Origin of the sequence: Streptomyces sp. NBC_01257 (genome assembly GCF_035917255.1) — a bacterium.
In the GTDB taxonomy this organism is placed as follows: Bacteria; Actinomycetota; Actinomycetes; order Streptomycetales; family Streptomycetaceae; genus Streptomyces.
In genome coordinates, this window is record NZ_CP108472.1 from 2,852,981 (window position 1) to 2,870,396 (window position 17,416).

General features: G+C 73.2%; 16 protein-coding genes and 1 riboswitch. Of the genes, 11 read left to right on the forward strand and 5 right to left on the reverse strand.

Translation table 11 applies throughout. The features are described from left to right. The first annotated feature begins 1 nt into the window (after nt 1). Genes OG408_RS12080 through OG408_RS12100 form a run of 5 tightly spaced genes read left to right on the forward strand, consistent with a single transcriptional unit; the run spans nt 2 to nt 4,416 of the window. Nucleotides 2–796, forward strand: a complete 795-nt coding sequence (locus OG408_RS12080) for an ABC transporter ATP-binding protein (RefSeq protein ID WP_285565240.1) — start codon at nt 2–4, stop codon at nt 794–796. Beyond that, a complete protein-coding gene (locus tag OG408_RS12085; protein ID WP_326669797.1) occupies nt 793–1,539 on the forward strand; it encodes an ABC transporter ATP-binding protein in 747 nt (248 codons plus the stop codon). The genes OG408_RS12080 and OG408_RS12085 overlap by 4 nt, the downstream gene beginning before the upstream one ends. Further along, the gene (locus OG408_RS12090) at nt 1,539–2,426 is read left to right on the forward strand and encodes a branched-chain amino acid ABC transporter permease (protein ID WP_266778201.1); all 888 of its coding nucleotides are present in this window, start codon (nt 1,539–1,541) and stop codon (nt 2,424–2,426) included. The genes OG408_RS12085 and OG408_RS12090 overlap by 1 nt, the downstream gene beginning before the upstream one ends. Next, entirely contained in the window at nt 2,423–3,532 is a 1,110-nt protein-coding gene (locus OG408_RS12095; protein WP_326669799.1) for a branched-chain amino acid ABC transporter permease, read from the forward strand. Before OG408_RS12090 ends, OG408_RS12095 begins: the two co-directional genes overlap by 4 nt. Beyond that, nucleotides 3,529–4,416, forward strand: coding sequence for an alpha/beta fold hydrolase (locus OG408_RS12100; RefSeq protein WP_326669801.1), 888 nt, complete (start codon nt 3,529–3,531; stop codon nt 4,414–4,416). Before OG408_RS12095 ends, OG408_RS12100 begins: the two co-directional genes overlap by 4 nt. A 52-nt stretch (nt 4,417–4,468) precedes the next feature. Here the strand turns inward: OG408_RS12100 and OG408_RS12105 are convergent, their stop codons facing one another. Continuing rightward, a complete protein-coding gene (locus OG408_RS12105; RefSeq protein WP_326669803.1) occupies nt 4,469–5,950 on the reverse strand; it encodes an extracellular catalytic domain type 1 short-chain-length polyhydroxyalkanoate depolymerase in 1,482 nt (493 codons plus the stop codon). Nucleotides 5,951–6,207: 257 nt separating this feature from the next. Between OG408_RS12105 and OG408_RS12110 the strand changes: the two genes are divergently transcribed. Genes OG408_RS12110 through OG408_RS12120 form a run of 3 tightly spaced genes read left to right on the forward strand, consistent with a single transcriptional unit; the run spans nt 6,208 to nt 9,813 of the window. Continuing rightward, a complete protein-coding gene (locus OG408_RS12110; protein ID WP_266778209.1) occupies nt 6,208–7,029 on the forward strand; it encodes a 3-hydroxybutyrate dehydrogenase in 822 nt (273 codons plus the stop codon). 38 nt (nt 7,030–7,067) lie between these two features. Further along, the gene (locus OG408_RS12115; protein ID WP_326669806.1) at nt 7,068–9,050 is read left to right on the forward strand and encodes a helix-turn-helix domain-containing protein; all 1,983 of its coding nucleotides are present in this window, start codon (nt 7,068–7,070) and stop codon (nt 9,048–9,050) included. Nucleotides 9,051–9,087: 37 nt separating this feature from the next. Then, nucleotides 9,088–9,813 (forward strand): transporter substrate-binding domain-containing protein, encoded by a 726-nt coding sequence (locus OG408_RS12120; RefSeq protein WP_266778214.1) that lies wholly within the window; start codon nt 9,088–9,090, stop codon nt 9,811–9,813. Nucleotides 9,814–9,865: 52 nt separating this feature from the next. Here OG408_RS12120 and OG408_RS12125 read toward each other — a convergent pair whose 3' ends face one another. Together OG408_RS12125 and OG408_RS12130 are read right to left on the reverse strand one after the other, a co-directional pair. Further along, a complete protein-coding gene (locus tag OG408_RS12125; protein WP_266778216.1) occupies nt 9,866–10,099 on the reverse strand; it encodes a ferredoxin in 234 nt (77 codons plus the stop codon). Further along, nucleotides 10,099–11,562, reverse strand: a complete 1,464-nt coding sequence (locus OG408_RS12130) for an aldehyde dehydrogenase (RefSeq protein WP_266778218.1) — start codon at nt 11,560–11,562, stop codon at nt 10,099–10,101. Before OG408_RS12130 ends, OG408_RS12125 begins: the two co-directional genes overlap by 1 nt. Before the next feature lie 181 nt (nt 11,563–11,743). Here OG408_RS12130 and OG408_RS12135 point away from each other — a divergent pair, with 181 nt between their 5' ends. After that, entirely contained in the window at nt 11,744–12,115 is a 372-nt protein-coding gene (locus tag OG408_RS12135) for a VOC family protein (protein WP_285565246.1), read from the forward strand. Between the two features lie 127 nt (nt 12,116–12,242). Then, a complete protein-coding gene (locus OG408_RS12140) occupies nt 12,243–13,286 on the forward strand; it encodes an MBL fold metallo-hydrolase (protein WP_266778236.1) in 1,044 nt (347 codons plus the stop codon). Between the two features lie 19 nt (nt 13,287–13,305). Here the strand turns inward: OG408_RS12140 and OG408_RS12145 are convergent, their stop codons facing one another. Beyond that, on the reverse strand, nt 13,306–14,826 hold the full coding sequence (locus OG408_RS12145; RefSeq protein ID WP_285565248.1) for a hypothetical protein: 1,521 nt from the start codon (nt 14,824–14,826) through the stop codon (nt 13,306–13,308). 232 nt (nt 14,827–15,058) lie between these two features. On the opposite strand from OG408_RS12145, the gene OG408_RS12150 reads away from it, so the two are divergent. Beyond that, the gene (locus tag OG408_RS12150) at nt 15,059–16,195 is read left to right on the forward strand and encodes a winged helix DNA-binding domain-containing protein (RefSeq protein WP_266778240.1); all 1,137 of its coding nucleotides are present in this window, start codon (nt 15,059–15,061) and stop codon (nt 16,193–16,195) included. Between the two features lie 22 nt (nt 16,196–16,217). Here the strand turns inward: OG408_RS12150 and OG408_RS12155 are convergent, their stop codons facing one another. Next, on the reverse strand, nt 16,218–16,919 hold the full coding sequence (locus tag OG408_RS12155) for a hypothetical protein (protein ID WP_326669810.1): 702 nt from the start codon (nt 16,917–16,919) through the stop codon (nt 16,218–16,220). Between the two features lie 291 nt (nt 16,920–17,210). Further along, nucleotides 17,211–17,346: riboswitch (cobalamin riboswitch) on the forward strand. Nucleotides 17,347–17,416 lie beyond the last annotated feature (70 nt).

Consider the following 17,416-nt stretch of genomic DNA (forward strand, 5'->3'; position numbering starts at 1 on the left):
CGTGACCGCACCCCACACCCCCGGGCACCGGAACGGTGGCCCGGCGGACCTGGCGACCCCGGTGCTCCGGCTGGACGGGCTCGGCTGGAGCGTCGGCGGCGCGACCATCGTCCAGGACGTCACCCTGAGCGTCCGCGAGGGCGAGTTCCTCGCCTTCATCGGCCCCAACGGGGCAGGCAAGACGTCCCTGTTCAACCTGATCAGCGGGCTGACGCTGCCCACCGCGGGCACCGTCGCGCTGGACGGCACCGACATGACGCACCGGCCCGCGCACGTCCGGGCCCGGCGTGGCATCGGCCGCACGTTCCAGACGTCCAGCCTCTGGCCCGCGATGACCGTGGCCGACCACGTCCGGCTGGCCGCGCAGGCCGTCCGGGGCGGCTCGTACCGCATCTGGCGGCGCGCCGACCCGTACACCGCCGAGGTGGCCGGCGTCCTGGAGCGCACCGGTCTCGGCCACCGGGCCGGGGCCACGGCCGCCGAACTGTCGCACGGCGAGAAGCGGAAGCTGGAGCTGGCCGTGCTGCTGGTGGGCGAGCCGCGGCTGATGCTGCTCGACGAGCCGATGGCCGGGGTGAGCGCCGAGGAGGTCCCGGCGCTGACCGGACTGATCCGCACCCTGCACCGGGAGGAGGGGCGCACGGTCCTCATGGTCGAGCACCACATGGACGTCCTGCTGGGCCTCGCGGACCGGCTCGCCGTGATGCACCACGGCCGGCTGCTCGCCCTGGACACCCCCGCGGCCGTGACCGCCGATCCGACCGTGCAGCAGGCCTACCTCGGGGAGGGGCTGTGACGACGGAACAACCCCTGCTCGCCGTGCGGGACCTGCGGGTCCTGATCGGCGGCCGGCACATCCTGCACGGCGTCGACCTGGACGTCGCCGGCCACGGCGTGACCGCGCTGCTCGGCCGCAACGGCGCCGGGAAGACCACGACCGTGCGCGGCATCCTCGGCCTCGTCCCGCGCAGCGGCAGTGTCCGCCTGGACGGCGAGGAGACCGCGGCCCTGCCGACGCACGCGCTGGTCCGGCGCGGGATCGGCTACGCCCCCGAGGACCGCGGCATCTTCGCCGGGCTGACCGTCGCGGAGAACCTGCGGCTGGCCGAGCGGCGCGGCGCGGGCGAGCCCGCGTACGCGTTGGTGCACGAGCTCTTCCCCGAACTGAAGCAGCGCGCACGGCAGTTGGCCGGGACGCTGTCCGGCGGTCAGCAGCAGATGGTCGCCATCGGCCGCACCCTGCTCAACACCAACCGGCTGATCATCGCGGACGAACCCACCAAGGGCCTGGCGCCGAAGGTGGTCACCGAGGTGGCGCAGGTGCTGGAGCGGGCCGCCGAGGCGGTGCCGGTGCTGCTCGTGGAACAGAACCTCGCCGTCGTCCGCCGGCTGGCCGGGCACTGCGTGGTGCTGGCCGACGGCCGGACCGCCCACCGGGGCCCGGCGGACGGGCTCCTGGGCGACGCGGAGGCGGCCCGCCGGCTGCTCGGTGTGGGCCACGGCCCGCTGAACCCCCAGACCGCGGAGGCGGATTCCTGATGTCCACCCTCGTCCTGCTCACCATGACCGGACTCGGTCTGGGAGCCCTCTACTTCCTCATCGCGTCCGGACTCTCGCTGATCTTCGGCCTGATGGACGTCCTCAACTTCGCGCACGGGGCGCTGCTGTCCATCGGCGCGTACGGCACCTGGTGGGCCGCGTCCGGCCATCTGCCCGGCGCGGGTCCCGGCGGCGCCGGCTTCGTCCTCGCGGTCCTGTTCGGTACGGCGGTGGGCACCGCGGCCGCCGTGCTCCTGGAACTCGCGGTCGTCCGCCCGCTCTACACCCGGCCGCGCGAGCAGGTGCTCGCCACCGTCGGGGTCGGGCTCGCCGTGCCGGCGCTGCTGTCGGGCATCTGGGGCTCGGACGCCCGGACGTTCCCCGGGCCCGATGCACTGTCCGGCACCTTCGGGCTGCTGGGCGCGCAGGTCCCGGTCAACCGCCTCGTGCTGGTCGCGGCGGCCGTCGTGGTGCTGGTGGCGCTGCGGCTGTTCCTGGGCCGGACCCGGCACGGTCTCGTCGTACGGGCCGGTGTCGAGGACCGGGCGATGGTCACCGCGCTCGGCATCGACGTCCGCAGGGCGTTCACCCTCGTCTTCGCGATCGGCGGCTGCGCGGCCGCGCTCGGCGGGGCACTCGGCGGGCTGTACTTCGGCTCGGTCGACCCGCGCCAGGGCACCTCGCTGCTCATCTTCGCGTTCGTCGTCGTGGTCACCGGCGGCATGGGTTCGGTGACCGGCGCCGCCGTGGCGTCGGTCGTCATCGGACTGGTCCAGCAGTTCGCCAACTACTACACCGCGGCGGGCCTCGGCGATCTGGCGGTCGTCGTCCTGCTCGCCGCGCTGCTGCTGATCCGCCCGCGCGGACTGACGGGGAGGCTCGCGTGAGCACCGCCACCGAGACACACGACCGCACCGAGGGCTCTCCGGCCCCGGTGCTGCCGGTCAAGTCGCCCCGGCTGCTGCGCTGGTGGCCGGCGGCCGTCCTTCTGGTCCTGGCCGTCGCGCCGTTCAGCGCCGTGCCCGTGCCCGGTCTGCTGGACGGTCCGCTCGGCAGTGCGGGCAGCCTGCAACTCCTCGCCACCTGCCTGCTGTTCGGCGCCCTGGCCACGGGCTACGACCTGCTGCTCGGGCGCACCGGACTGCTCTCGTTCGGCCACGCCCTGTACTTCGCGGCCGGCAGCTACGCCACCAACATGTTCCTGCTGGAGGCGGGCCTTCCCTTCGTCCTGGCCTCGGTCCTCGGTCTCCTCTTCGGGATCGCGCTGGCCCTCGTCCTGGGGTCGGTGAGCCTGCGCGTCACCGGGATCGGCTTCTCCATGGTGACCCTGGCCTTCGCCCAGGCGGGCTCGATCCTGGTGTCCCGCAACCCCGGCGGGGTCACCGGTGGCGAGGAGGGCCGGGCGGCCCCGGCCGATCTCCTTCCCTCCTGGCTCGTCGGCATCGACAACACGGCGAACCTCTACTGGCTCGCGCTGGCCTACCTCGTGCTCACCCTGGCCGTCGTCCACCGGTCGGTCCGCTCCCCCACCGGCCGCGTCTGGGAGGGCATCAAGGAGAACGAGCGCCGGGTGGAGGTGCTGGGCCTGAAGCCGTACGGATTCAAGCTGACGGCCTTCGTCGTCGCGGGTGCGCTCGCCGCGCTCGGCGGCATCGTCCACCTGGTCCTGACCGGCGGTTCCACCCCCCAGACGACCACGTCCGACTTCACGCTCTCGCTGCTGGTGATGGTGGTGCTGGGCGGCTCGGGCACCCGCTGGGGGCCGATGGCGGGCGGCATCCTCTACACCTGGGCGGACCACCGGCTCGGCGATCTGGCCGGTTCGGGCGCGGTCGCGGACCTGCCCGCGGTGCTCCGGGTCCCGCTCTCCCAGCCGCTGTTCCTGCTGGGCGTGCTGTTCGTGGCCGTGGTACATCTGCTGCCGGGCGGCCTGGCCCGGTTGCCGTCCAGGCTGAGGTCCGTCCCGTACCGGAAGGAGACCGGAGACCAGTGATTCCGTACGAGGAGATCGAAGTCCCGGTGAGCGGGGGAACGTTGGCCGCTCTGCGCTGGCCCGCCGCCGATCCGGAGGCGCCGGTGGTGGTGGCGCTGCACGGCATCACGGCCAACGGGCTGTCCTGGGGCGCGGTGGCCCGGCAGCTGGCCGGCCGGGTCACGCTGATCGCCCCGGATCTGCGGGGCAGGGCCGGGAGTTCAGCGCTTCCGGGCCCGTACGGCATCGCCGCGCACGCAGACGACGTCGCCGCCCTGACCGAGGCCCTGGGCCTCGGCCGGGTGGTGCTGGCGGGCCACTCGATGGGCGCGTTCGTGGCGGCGCTGGCCGCGGTGCGCCACCCGGACCGGTTCGGCCCGCTGCTGCTCGTCGACGGCGGCGTCGGCTTCCCCGCGCCCACGCATCTGACGCCCGACGAGCTGCTGACGGCGGTGATCGGTCCGGCGATGGACCGGCTGTCGATGACGTTCCCGGACCGGGCCGCCTACCGCTCCTTCTGGCAGGCACACCCGGCGTTCGCCGGTGACGCCTGGTCGGACGAGGTGGACGCGTACATCCAGCGCGATCTGACGGGCGAGGAGCCCGCCCTGCGCTCGTCGTGCCGGATCGAGGCGATCCGTACGGACGGTGTCGGCCTGTTCGACGAGGAGGTGCTCACGGCCGTACGCAGGCTGCCCGCTGAGGCGACTCTGCTGTGGGCGGCGCGCGGTCTGATGGACGAGGAGCAGGGGCTGTACGACGAGAGCCGGCTCGCGGCGGCGGACCTGGACGGGACGCGGGTGGAGCCGGTGGCGGTGAAGGACGTGAACCACTACACGGTGCTCACGGGCGAGCGGGGCGGCCGGGAGGTCGCCGACCGGCTGGTCGCGTACGCGTACGCCTGAGGCGTGGGCCTGGCCCGGCAGTCCGTCTGCCGGGCCCGGCCCACCGCACGTGTCAACCGGTGGTGCAGCCGCTGTCCGCGATCACGAAGTAGCCCGCGGGTGACTCCTTCAGGGTGTGGGTGACGAAGACGTTGTACAGGCCCATGTTCTGGTTCGAGCCGTTGGCGTAGACGTATCCGCCGGTGGTGTGGGCCCTGCCCGCCGTGACCTGGGCGTAGTTGGTGGCGGTGAAGCACTTCGCCGGGGTGCTGCCGCCGGTGGTGGTCGCCGTCACCTGGGCCGAGGCGGTACCCGCCTTGCCCGATCCGTCGACGGCCGCCACGGTGTAGCGGTATGCGGTACCGGCGGTGAGGCCGGTGTCCGTGTGGGTGGTGGCGGTGGGCGACGCGATCTTCGTGCCGTTGCGGTAGACCGCGTACGAGGCGGCGCCCTCGACCGCGTTCCAGGACAGCGCGGCGGTGGTGTCCGTGGTGCCGGTGACCCGTACGCCCGCGGGCGCGGGGAGCTGGTCGCCGCCCCCGCCCGGGGTGCCGCCGTCCAGGCCCCAGAAGACGCCCGTGTAGTACGTCGAGCAGATGGCGTTCAGGAAGTACGCGGCCGTCGTCCCGCACTGCTGGTCGCCCGAGCCGGGGCTGACGGGAAGGCCGTGGCCCATGCCGGCGACGGAGTACGTCTCCACGGCCGGCTTGCCGGAGGCGTCGTTGTAGACGCTGCGGGTGGTGCTGCCGGGGAGGGTGTCGGTGGACGACGGGGTCTGGCCGATGTCCCAGACGTCCGTCCACTGGTCGCGCAGCGCCGTGGCGTTGGCCGGGTAGACCGTGTAGTCCGACGTGCCCTGCCAGATCGCCACCCGGGGCCAGGGGCCGGAGTAGCCGGGGTAGGCGGCGCGGACCTTGTCGCCCCACTGGGCGGGTGTCAGCTTCTGCGGCCCCGTCTGGCAGCCCGAGGCTGCGGCCTGGCTGGTCGCGCACTGGGCGGGCAGCCCGGAGGCGACGGACCCGCCCGCGAACACGTCCGGGTAGGCGGCCAGCAGGTCCGCGGTCATGCCGCCGCCCGCCGACAGCCCGGTGACGTACACCCGGTGGCCGTCGGAGCCGTACTGCTGCTTGGCGTACTCGACCATCTGCACGATGGACGCGGCCTCGCCCTTGCCGCGGGTGTCCTCGGCCGGGTCGAACCAGCCGAAGCAGGAGAGGGAGTTGTTCGCGGACGTGGTCTGCGGGAAGACCACGGAGAAGCCCCACTTGTCGGCGAACTGCGGCCAGCCGGAGTTGGTGTAGTAGGCGGAGGCCGTCTGCGTGCAGCCGTGCAGGGCGACGACCAGGGGCGCGTTCGCGGGGAGCGCGGCGGGGGTGTAGGCGTACATCTGCAGGTTGCCGGGGTTGGAGCCGAAGCCGGTGACCTGCTGGAGGCCGCCGGCGGCAGCGGCGGCCGGCTGCGCGGCGGCCGTGGCCCCCAGCGTCGCCGCGAGCAGGCCGAGGGCGGCCGCGGACGCGACGCGGCGGAAGAGACGTCTCAGGATCGGTGGGCGCACGGGTGCCTCCCTGGTCGGTACGTGCGGGGTACGGGTTGCTGCCGGAACCTATGAGCGGCGCCCGCGCACGCCCATGTGGCAGGCGGACACCGGCGGGTGCCAGGTGTGTGCGGCCGGTCCCTTGTGCCGTCCCCGGGCCCCTCGGCGGGGCGGCCCGGCGCCGGGCGGCACCATGTACGCCGCCACCATGCGGGGGCGGGAGGGTGTGTGCACCGACGCCGTGTGACACGGGCCGCCGCGTACCTACGGTGACGGCCATGGAGACTTCCCGCAGACCGGATCACGAGCCCGCCGCCCCCTCCCCCGGCGGCGGAACCCCGCAGCCCCCCGCAGAACCGGTCCTGGCCGGGCGCACCGCGCTGGTGACCGGTGCGGCGAGCGGGATCGGGCGGGCCTGCGCGCAGGCGCTGGCCGCGGCGGGCGCCCATGTGCACGTCGTGGACCGGTCGGGCGAGGCCGCGAAGAGCCTGGCGGAGGAGATCGGCGGGACGGCCTGGGTGGTGGACCTGTCGGACCCCTCGGTCGTCGACACGCTGCCGGCCGATGTGGACGTCGTGGTCAACAACGCGGGGATCCAGCACGTCGCCCCGGTCCACGAGTTCCCGCCGGACCGGTTCGCGCTGATCCAGCGCGTGATGGTGGAGACCCCGTTCCGCGTCTTGCGCCGGACCCTGCCGGGCATGTACGAACGCGGCTGGGGGCGCGTGGTCAACATCTCGTCGGTGCACGGGCTGCGCGCGAGTCCCTACAAGTCGGCCTATGTGACGGCCAAGCACGCACTGGAGGGGCTGAGCAAGGTGGTCGCGCTCGAAGCGGCGGAGCACGGGGTGACGAGCAACTGCGTCAGCCCCGGATACGTACGCACGCCCCTGGTCGAGAACCAGATCGCCGACCAGGCACGGACGCACGGCATCTCGGAGGCGGACGTGGTGGGGCGGGTGATGCTGGAGCGCAGCGCGATCAAGCGGCTGATCGAGCCGGCGGACGTGGCGGAGGCGGTCCTGTGGCTGTGCGGGCCGCGCACCGGGCACATCACCGGCACCTCGCTCTCCATGGACGGCGGCTGGACCGCGAACTGACCTGCCTCGGCCCCCCTTTCCTACGAACGCTGGACGCCATGCCTGAACCGCTCCCCTCCGCCGCACCCCACCTCCGGCGCCTGTTCGACCTGCTGGCCGACGACGCGCCCGCCGAGGCGCTGGGGGCGGTCTCCTCGCAGGCGCGGGGGGACGGTGTGCCCGCCGACGAACTCGCCGAGGTGGAACGGGCCACGGCCACGGCGCTGCGGATCAGGGGCGCCCTGCGCCAGCACCGGCGCCGGGAGCTCCAGCTGACCGCGCTCTTCGACACGGCGGGCGATCTGGCGGCCTCCCGCGACCTGGACGACGTGCTGAAGGCGATCGTGCGCCGGGCCAGGATGCTGCTGGGCACGGACACCGCCTACCTCACGCTCCCGGACGAGGAGGCGGGCGACACCTACATGCGGGTGACGGACGGGTCGGTGTCGGTGCTCTTCCAGCGGCTGCGCCTGGAACTGGGTGAGGGTCTCGGCGGGCTGGTGGCGCAGACGGCGAGCCCGTACGCGACCCCGGACTACCGCACCGACGACCGCTTCCGCCACACCCGCAACATCAATGCCGGGGTGCTGGACGAGGGCCTGGTCGCCATCCTGGGCGTTCCCCTGCTGCTCGGCTCCAGCCGGGGCGGTACGGGGAAGGTGATCGGCGTCCTGTTCGCGGCCGACCGGGCGCCCCGGGTCTTCAGCCCCGACGAGGTGGCGCTGCTGTGCTCGCTGGCCGCGCACGCCGCGATCGCCATCGACACCGCGCGCGCACTCGCCGACACCACATCGGCCCTCGCCGAACTGGCGGAGGCGAACGCGGAGCTGGCCGAGGCCAACGCCTCCGTACGGGCGCACTCGGCGGCCATGCAGCGGGCCGAGGAGTCGCACGACCGGCTCACCGACCTGGTGCTGCGCGGCCGGGACGTCACGGACGTGGCGGCGGCCGTGGCCGGGCTCCTCGGCTCCCCCCTGACCATCCACGACCCGGGCGGCCGCCCGCTGGCCGCCGTGCGTCCGGACGGTACGGGCTTCGCCGCGGACAGCATGGACGCCGGGTGGCTGGCGGAGGCGGCCGAGGAGTCCCGGACGGGGGCGCGTGCCGTGCACCGCGACGGGCGGGTGGTCTGCGCGGTGCTGGCCGGGCAGGAGCTGCTGGCCGGCCTGGTGCTGCACCGGGGCCGGCCGCTGGACGACTCCGACCGCCGGCTGTTCGAGAGATCGGCGGTGGTCACCGGGCTCCTCCTGCTCCTGCGGCGCACGGTGGCCGAGACGGAGAACCGGATACGCGGCGAGCTGATCGCGGACCTGCTGACGGACTCCGGGCGCGACCCGGCGGGCCTGGCCGAACGGGGCCGCCGCCTGGGCATCGACCTGGACCGCCCGCATCTGCTGCTGGTGGCGGAGACCGCGGCCCGGGAGCGGCTGGCGCCGGCCGCCATGCGCTATCTGTTCGGCGGCGACATCCACGGGGTGAGCGCCGAACACGCGGGTGTGGTGGTCCTGTTGGTCGAGGCGGAAGGGCCGGCGGCCGCGGGCGCCGCGGCCCGATCGGCGGCGGCCCAGCTCGGCCAGCTGGCCCAGTCCCCCGTCACCGTGGCCGCCGCCGGACCGGCCCGCGGCCCCCGGGAACTGGCCGAGGCCTACGGGGAGGCGGCGCGCTGTCTGCGGGCGATGCGGGTGCTGGGGCGGACCGGCGAGGGCGCGTGCGTGGAGGAGCTCGGTTTCCTGGGCGTGGTGCTGGGCAACGCGCAGGACGTCGACGGCTTCGTGTCGGCGGCCCTGGGGCCACTGCTGGAGTACGACGCGCAGCGCGGCACCCACCTGGTGCGGACGCTCAGCGCGTACTTCGGCGCGGGCGGCAGCCTGATCCGGGCCAAGGACGAGCTGCACGTCCACGTGAACACGGTGGTGCAGCGGCTCGACCGGATCCAGGTGCTGCTGGGCCGGGACTGGAACGAGCCGGACCGGGCGCTGGAACTGCAACTTGCCCTGAGACTGCACCTTTTGTCGGGCACCCGGCCCGCCGGCACCCGCTGAGGGCCGCCCGCGTGGCGGGTGTCCTACACTCCGGTCCATGAAGATCGCGACTGCCTCCGTCACCGGGGACCTGGCACCGGCCGGCGTGCTGAGGGCCTCGGTCAACCTCGGGAACCCGGTCCTGGCCCAGGGCACGCCCGCCGATCCGGCCGGGGTCACGGTCGACCTCGCGCGGGAGATCGGCGCGCGGCTGGGCGTGCCGGTGGAGCTCCTCTGCTTCGACGCGGCCCGCAAGTCGTACGAGGCGATGGCCACCGGCCGGGCCGACATCTGCTTCCTGGCGATCGACCCGGCCCGGGAGGCCGAGGTCGCCTTCACCGCCCCCTACGTACTGATCGAGGGCGTCTACGCCGTACCGTCGGGCTCGGACTTCGCCTCCGCGGCCGACCTCGACCGGGAGGGCGTCCGGATCGGGGTGAAGCAGGGCTCCGCGTACGACCTGTTCCTGACCCGCACCCTCCGGCACGCGACGGTGGTGCGTGGTGCGGAGGGCGTCGACGTCTTCCGCGAGCAGGGCCTGGAGGCCGCGGCCGGCATCCGGCAGCCGATGACGGAGTTCGTCGCGGCCGATCCGGACGGGGTGCGGCTGATCGAGGACAGGTTCATGGAGATCCGGCAGGCGGTGGGGACGACCCGCAGTCGGAAGCCCGAGACGGTGGACTTCCTGCGGGACGTGGTCGAGGAGCTGAAGGCCACGGGTTTCGTGGCGGAGGCGCTGCGCCGCTCGCACCGGTCCGATTCCCTGGTGGCCCCGCCCGCCTGAGGGGGGGGCGAGGAGGTGCCGGGTCGTCGATCACCCCTTCGCCCCCGTCCCCTCAGTCCTCCGGCGGGAACACCACTTCCCCCGAGTCGGCCAGCGCGATCGTGATGGCCTCGACCGGGCAGCCCTCGGCGGCTGCGAGGACCTTTTCGTTGGCGTCGGTCTCCGGGTCGACGGGGTGCGACTGCCGGGCGGTGTCCAGCCGGAAGCCGTCCGGCGCGTGATTCACGCACATCCCCGACCCGATGCAGACACCGCGGTCCACCTCAACGCTCCACCGGTCGCCCATCAGGCCTCTCCCCCGTACCCGGCGGGCAGGTGGATCATCTTGTGCTCGAAGTACTCCCCGTACCCCTCGGGCCCGAACTCCCTTCCCACACCGGAGTTCTTGTAGCCGCCGAACGGCCCGAGCATGTCGAGGCTGAAGGTGTTCACGCTGTACGTGCCCGTCCTGACCCGGCGGGCGATGTCGATGCCGCGCTCGGTGTCGGCGGTCCAGACGCTGCCGCTGAGCCCGTACTCGGAGTCGTTGGCGATCTTCACGGCCTCGTCCTCGTCGCCGTACGGCAGCAGACAGATCACCGGCCCGAAGATCTCCTCGCGGGCGACGCGCATGGAGTTGTCGACGTCGCCGAAGAGCGTCGGCTCGACGTACCAGCCGCGCTCCTGGGACGCCGGGCGCCCACCCCCGGTCAGGACCTTCGCGCCCTCCTCCTGCCCGATCCGGATGTAGTCGAGGGAGCGCTGCTGCTGGCGCTGCGCGACGAGCGGGCCGAGTTCGGTGGCGGGGTCGAGCGGGTCTCCGACCTTCAGCGCACCGGCGGCGGCGGCGAAGGCCTCGGCGGTCTCCTCGTAGCGGGACCGCGGCACCAGGATGCGGGTCTGGGCCACGCAGGCCTGCCCGTTGATCATCCAGGCGAAGGGCACGATGCCGGCGACGGCGGTGTCCAGATCGGCGTCGGGAAGGATCACGGCGGCGGACTTCCCGCCGAGTTCCAGGGTCACGCGGGTGAGGTTGCGCGAGGCGACCTCCATGACGCGCCGCCCGGCGGCGACGGACCCGGTGAACGAGACCTTGTCGACGCCCGGGTGCCCGACGAGGTACTCGCTGACCTCGCGGTCGGCGGGCAGGATCGACAGCACGCCCTCGGGCAGGCCGGCCTCGGCGACGATCTCGGCCAGGATGTAGGCGTCGAGCGGCGATTCGGGCGACACCTTGAGGACGGCCGAGCATCCGGCGAGCAGCGCGGGCGCGAGCTTGGCGGCGGCGGTGAACTGGGGGACGTTCCACGGCACGACGGCCGCGACGACCCCGACCGGCTCCCGCCGTACGAGCAGCGGCCCGAGCGCCCCGTCGCGGCGCTCCTCGTACGGGAAGGTGCGGGCGACGGTGATGGCCGCGTCCCACACCATCATCGCGGCGAGGGCCTGCACCATGACGCTGGAGGTGTACGGGGTGCCGTTCTCCGAGCTGATGACCCGGGCTATCTCCTCGTACCGCACGGCGAACGCGTCCTTGATCCGCGTGACGACGGCGATCCGCTCGTCCAGCGGCATCCGCGGCCAGGGCCCGTGGTCGAACGCCTGCCGGGCGGCGGCGACGGCCCGGTCCACGTCCCCCTCGGCGGCATGCGGCACCCGGCCGATGACCTGCTCGGTGTGCGGGGAGATGACCTCGATGACATCCCGCCCGAGCGGATCGACCAACTCCCCGCCGATGAACAGTTTTCCGTGTTCGACAAGCTCGCTCATGGCTGCTGCCTCCCGCGACGCGGCACGTGACCCGACCGACTCGATGACCGACTCGATGACGGGCTCCGCAATTGCCTGGCTTCAGATCTGACTCCGTGTCAGAACTGATACCAGTTCCAGTTCCAGGAGTCCACGGCTGGGACAGCAACCGCGGCACGACCCGGGCCGCAGACTGGCACCCATGACCGCGTCCCTGCACCACATCGTCATCGACACCCACGACCTGCCGGCCCTGGCCCGTTTCTGGGCCGCGGTACTGAAGTGGCGCATCCTGTCCGAGCGGGAGCGCGAGGTGGTGATCGGGCCGGACATCGGCTCCCCGGTCGGCATCTGCTTCATGCCGGCTCCCGAGACGAAGACCGTGAAGAACCGCCTGCACCTCGACCTGACGACGGCCCCGGGCGAGGGAGAGGCGGAGATCGAGCGCATCCTCGCGCTCGGAGCGCGCCGCGCGGACATCGGTCAGACCGGAGACGAGTCATGGACCGTGCTCGCGGACCCGGAGGGGAACGAGTTCTGCGTCGTGCGGCCGAAGGCCACGCTGATCGGATGACGGGCCCGTGCGGCCGATACGGATAGTCGACCGGGGCTACCACTGGAACAAGTTCTCGTTACAGTGGACGCGGCGCGTCGTGGCCGTATCCCGCACGCCGCCCAGGCCGCTCGGAGATGGGGAGCCCATGACGCAGGTGATCAACCACGGTGGCGGCGTCCACAGCATCAAGGTCCCCATCCCGGACAACCCGCTGGGCCACACCCTGGTCCATCTGCTCGACACGGACCGGGGCCCGGTCCTGATCGACACCGGCTGGGACGACCCGGAGGCCTGGGACACGCTCACCGCCGGGCTCACCGGCGTGGGCGTGGACGTCGCCGACATCCACGGCGTGGTCATCACCCACCACCACCCCGACCACCACGGCCTCTCCGGCCAGGTCCGTGAGGCGTCCGGGGCCTGGATCGCGATGCACGCGGCCGACACCGCGATCGTCCGCCGCACCCGCGCGTCGGAGCCGGGCACCTGGCTGGCCTACCTCGCGGCGAAGCTGGCGACGGTCGGCGCCCCCGATGACCACATCGCCCCGCTGCTGGCCGCCCGCGAGAAGGGCGGCCGGATGCGCACCCTGCCCGGTCTGCGGGCGGCGATCCCGGACCGCGAGATCGTGCCGGGCGAACTCCTCGACCTGGCGGGCCGCACCCTGCGCGCGATCTGGACCCCGGGCCACACCCCCGGCCACGTCTGCCTGCACCTGGAGGAGGACCACCCGGCCAACCTCCCGGGCCGCGGCCGCCTCTTCTCCGGCGACCACCTGCTCCCCGGCATCAGCCCGCACGTCGGCCTCTACGAGGACCCGGACGACGCCACGGCCGCCACGGACCCGCTGGGCGACTACCTCGACTCCCTGGAACGCATCGGCCGCCTGGGCGTGGCCGAGGTCCTCCCGGCCCACCAGTACGCGTTCGCGGACGCGGCGGGCCGCGTGCGGGAACTCCTGGACCACCACGAGGAACGCCTGACGGGCCTCCTCGCCCTCCTCGCCGAACCGCTCACACCGTGGCAGCTGGCCGAACGGATGGAGTGGAACCGCCCCTGGGAGCAAATCCCCTACGGCTCCCGGAACATCGCCGTCTCGGAGGCCGAGTCGCACCTGCGCCGCCTGGTGAAGCTGGGGCGCGCGGAGGCGGTGACGGGGAGCGAGCCGGTGACGTACGTGGCGGTGTGAGACCGGGATCGACGAACGGTCACCCGACGGCGTCGGCACCCTCCCGCGGCCCCGCCGGGGCGGTTTCGGGCGCCCGCCCGCCCGGCAGCACGGCGGGGCGGTCTTCCGGCTCACCGGCAAGGCTGTCGGCCGCCGCGCGCCGACGCGCCGCGTAGGCGGTCGCGACGAGGGTGAGGGCGACCGTCCCGGCGAGCGCGGGCCAGTACACGTAACGGTAGTTGGACTCGGGGGCTGTGGGCAGGTAGGCGAGGACGTACAGCAGTGAGCTCGCGCCGAGGAGCCGGAGTTCCCGGGTGTAGGGGCCGGGCCAGCGGCGTCGCAGCACCAGCACCAGCGAGACGGCCAGCCAGAACCAGCCCTGGAACAGCATCGGCAGGTCGCGGGCGAACCCGGTCACGTAGTTCTGCAGGGCGGACCGCAGCGTGTCGTTCAGCGGCTCCTTCCGCACGTCCGGGTGCAGCCGGGCGCCGGCGTTGACATGGGTGCCGTTCCAGAACCGCTGGTTGCTCTGGAAGAGCAGCTTGCTGAAGACCCGGCCCCGGTACTCGACGTACCCCTTCCAGTGCCGCGGCATCTGCTGCGTCCACATCCGGACGATGACGTCGGCGCGCCGGTCCAGGTACGTCACGTCGAACGGCCCGTCCTGCGGGAAGCACTGGAGGTACGCGTCGGAGGCGATCTGCCGCTTCTGGCAGTCGACGGCGGTGGCGACAAGGCGGTCGCGCAAGTCGTCGCTCGCACCGGCCTGTTCGGCGGCGGTGCGCACCTGGGCCGGGGTGAGCACGTGGACGAGGTCGTCCACCGGGATCACCGCGTACACCCGGGTGGTGAGCGGGGCGGTGGCCGCGGACACCCCGGCACCGGCCGCCAGCACGACCGCGACGAAGACACCGGTGGCGGCCAGCCAGCGGCGCCGGCCCGGGACGGGCCATGCGGCGAGGACCAGCAGGGCGAAGACGGGGATCGCGGCGGGGATGCCGTTCTTCCGCACGAGGGCGGCGTACACGAGGAGCAGCACACCCAGCACCAGCAGGGCCCAGCGGCTCCTGACCCGCTCCGGCGGCAGGTCGCGCACGGTGAGCGCGATCGCGAAGACGGCGAGGAGCGCGTACGCCAGGTGCACGTCCTTCCACACCACGCCGGTCAGGTTCATGATGTGCGGCGCGAAGCCGACGGCCAGCACGGCGAGGGAGAGCCCCCGGCTGCCGGTCTTCCGCCACGTCAGCCGGGCGAGGACCCAGAGCGTCCCCCACAACAGGGCGGCCTGCACGGCGGCCATGGAGGAGAAGTCCCCCGTGATCCCGATGAGGATCCGCCAGGCGAGCGCCATCACGGGCGGATGCCAGTCGTTCACCGGTTCGTCGCCGAGCGCCTGCCACAGCTGGGTGTTGCTGTCCGCGCTGAGGTATCCGGGGTGGAAGACGGTGGCCACGGCGTATCCGCAGACTGCCGCGATGCCCCCCAGACACCACGGCCACAGCGTGCCCGTCCTCCAGCCTCTGCGCAGTGCGGTGGTCCACCGGTCGACGGTTCCGGACATGAGGGCGGGGTCCTCCCAGCCGATGATGACGGGGCGCGGTGCCGCTCAACTGCGAGCAGGGAGCAAACAGTTCACGGACAGCATGAACCGGAATCTATGCGTAACGGACGACGGAGGACAAACCGGAACTACTATTCACCCGAACGGAGAGCGGCGCGGGCCGGCGCCGCACATCACCGGGCGGGAGCCCCGCAGGTCCCTTCCGGCCCGCGGCAGGGCACAATCCGGAGCTGTGACGATCACCGTGCGCGAACTCAACCGGGCGACCCTCAGCCGCCAACTGCTCCTGGCGCGTGAGCCGCTGACCGTCGCCGACGGGGTGCGGCGGGTGGTCGCGCTCCAGGCGCAGCACCCGGCGTCCCCGTACGTCGCCCTGTGGAACCGGCTCACGGACTTCGCCCCGGCCGAGCTCGACGCCGCCTTCACCGACCGCACGGTGGTGAAGGCCACGCTGATGCGGATCACACTGCACGCCGTGCACGCCGAGGACTACCCGGCCTTCCGCGCGGCGATGCGGCCGACGCTGTACGCCTCGCGCCTGGGCGCCCGCTTCGCCGCGGCGGGGCTGACTCCGGCGGATGCCGAGGAACTGGTGCCGGAGCTGCTGGCGTTCGCCCGCCGGCCGCGGACCTCCGCGGAGATGCAGGCGTGGGCCGAGGAGCGGCTGGGCGCCGAGAAGAAGGACGGCGGGTGGTGGGGGCTGAAGGGGTACGCGCCGCTGCACCACGCCCCGACGGGCGCGCCCTGGTCCTTCGGCCACCGCCCGTCCTTCGTCGCGGCGGGCGACAGCGGACCGGAGCCCACGGGCCGCGCGGTGGACACCCAGGCCCTGCGGACCTTGATCCTGCGGTATCTGGCGGGGTTCGGGCCCGCGTCGATCGCGGACGTGGCGCAGTTCGCCATGGTGCAGCGCGCACCGGTCCGCACGGCGTTCCTCGCCATGGGCGACTCCGTCGAACAGCTCCAGGGCCCGGACGGCGAGGCCCTGTTCGACCTCCCCGGCGCATCCCGCCCGCCCGCCGGCACACCCGCCCCGCCCCGCCTGATGGCCATGTGGGACAGCGTGCTGCTGGCGTACGCGGACCGCAGCCGGGTGATACCCCCGGAGTACCGCCCCCTGGTCATCCGGCGCAACGGCGACGTCCTGCCCACCCTGCTGGTGGACGGCCGCGTCGCCGGCGTCTGGCGCCCCACGGCGGACGGCATAGAGGCCACGGCGTTCCACCCGCTCTCCCCGGCGGCCTGGGACGGGCTCGCGGCGGAGGCCGAGTCACTGACGGCCTTCCTCGGCGATCGCGAGGCGGAGGTCTACAGCCGCTACCACCACTGGTGGAGCAAGCTTCCGGAGGGCGAGGTGCGGGTGCTGTAGGGGGCGGCTTCCGTCTCCGCGGTCAGGACTTCTTCGGCCACACGTACAGCGTGCCGCTCACCGACGCCTCGTTCGACGAGTCGTCGATGTTCTCGATCAACGCCATGGAGACCGCGCCCTGGTCCGTCACGGAGCACAGCGCCGCGCCCTCGACGAAGCCGCGCCCCTCGCGGTCGTAGCTGTCGAGCAGGTCCAGGGGTCCGAAGCCGGTCCTCGACGCCGCCTCGCAGGACTCGAAGGACTTCGGGAGTCCGTCCCGCAGGAGGCCCACGCGGGTGTTGGGCAGTGCGCGCAGCCGGTAGTTGTTGCTGTCGTTGCAGGAGTCGGGCCAGTAGAGGAGTTCTGCCCCGCCGGGGTCCTTGGCCACGCCGATCAGGTCGCCCTTGACGAGGGCTTCCACCCGGCTCATGCCGTCGTCGAGGTCCACCAGCTGCTGTTCGTCCTGGTTGCAGGGGGCGGGGGCCAGGCCCCACATCGTCTTGACCGCGTCCCCGTACCCGGCCGGTGCCGTGAGGTCGGTGTCCGCGGGGGCCGTGTCGCCCGGGCTCGGGGATACCGAAGGCTTCGGGGTCGCGGTGGGTGATTCGGTCTCCGCCGAGGCGTGGTCCGGGCTGGACGGGGCCGAGGGCTCGGACCGCGGGCTGCTGGAGGCGGGGGCCGGGGACGCTGCGGGGGCGGGGTCGGGGTTGTTGCTGAAGATCACCGTCGCCACGATGCCGATCATGGGGATCGCGATACCGCCGACCCACCACGCCCACCTGGGCGGATCCGTGCGCGGTGGCGCCGGTGGCACGGGGGGATGGGGCGGCGGGGTGCCCGGCGGGCGGGAAGGGGGCGGGGGGAATCCCCCGGTACCTGTCGTCATGCCCGTCCGCCGCCCCTCAACCCGCCTGATTCATAAGCCGGTTGCAGTTTAACGATCACTGTTCGAAAGGGCCATGGACTATTCCGGGCGTTCCGGGCGGGCAGCCTCCGTCGCCGCGCCGCCCCCGCCTCCGGCGCCCGGGCCGGGGGCCTCAGCGGCCTCCCGGTAGAGTGGGCAGGTCGTCATCATGCCCGTTCAGGGGGAAGCCGGTGCGAATCCGGCGCTGGCTCGCAGCCGTGACCGCGTCCACGCGGAAGTCGGAATGCCCTGTCCGAGTTGTGACCGGCTCGTGCCGTCGGGAACCCCCGGCGGCCGGCACCGTCGAGGTATGCGGAGCCGGAGCTGGGTGCCTGTGT

Excerpts from the sequence above, each read along its gene's own strand:
- OG408_RS12125 (WP_266778216.1), bottom strand. The coding sequence starts at position 10,099 with ATGGGCGACCGGTGGAGCGTTGAGGTGGACCGCGGTGTCTGCATCGGG.
- OG408_RS12140 (WP_266778236.1), top strand. The coding sequence starts at position 12,243 with ATGACGCAGGTGATCAACCACGGTGGCGGCGTCCACAGCATCAAGGTC.
- OG408_RS12120 (WP_266778214.1), top strand. The coding sequence starts at position 9,088 with ATGAAGATCGCGACTGCCTCCGTCACCGGGGACCTGGCACCGGCCGGC.
- OG408_RS12130 (WP_266778218.1), bottom strand. The coding sequence starts at position 11,562 with ATGAGCGAGCTTGTCGAACACGGAAAACTGTTCATCGGCGGGGAGTTG.
- OG408_RS12115 (WP_326669806.1), top strand. The coding sequence starts at position 7,068 with ATGCCTGAACCGCTCCCCTCCGCCGCACCCCACCTCCGGCGCCTGTTC.
- OG408_RS12135 (WP_285565246.1), top strand. The coding sequence starts at position 11,744 with ATGACCGCGTCCCTGCACCACATCGTCATCGACACCCACGACCTGCCG.
- OG408_RS12090 (WP_266778201.1), top strand. The coding sequence starts at position 1,539 with ATGTCCACCCTCGTCCTGCTCACCATGACCGGACTCGGTCTGGGAGCC.
- OG408_RS12110 (WP_266778209.1), top strand. The coding sequence starts at position 6,208 with ATGGAGACTTCCCGCAGACCGGATCACGAGCCCGCCGCCCCCTCCCCC.
- OG408_RS12155 (WP_326669810.1), bottom strand. The coding sequence starts at position 16,919 with ATGATCGGCATCGTGGCGACGGTGATCTTCAGCAACAACCCCGACCCC.
- OG408_RS12145 (WP_285565248.1), bottom strand. The coding sequence starts at position 14,826 with ATGTCCGGAACCGTCGACCGGTGGACCACCGCACTGCGCAGAGGCTGG.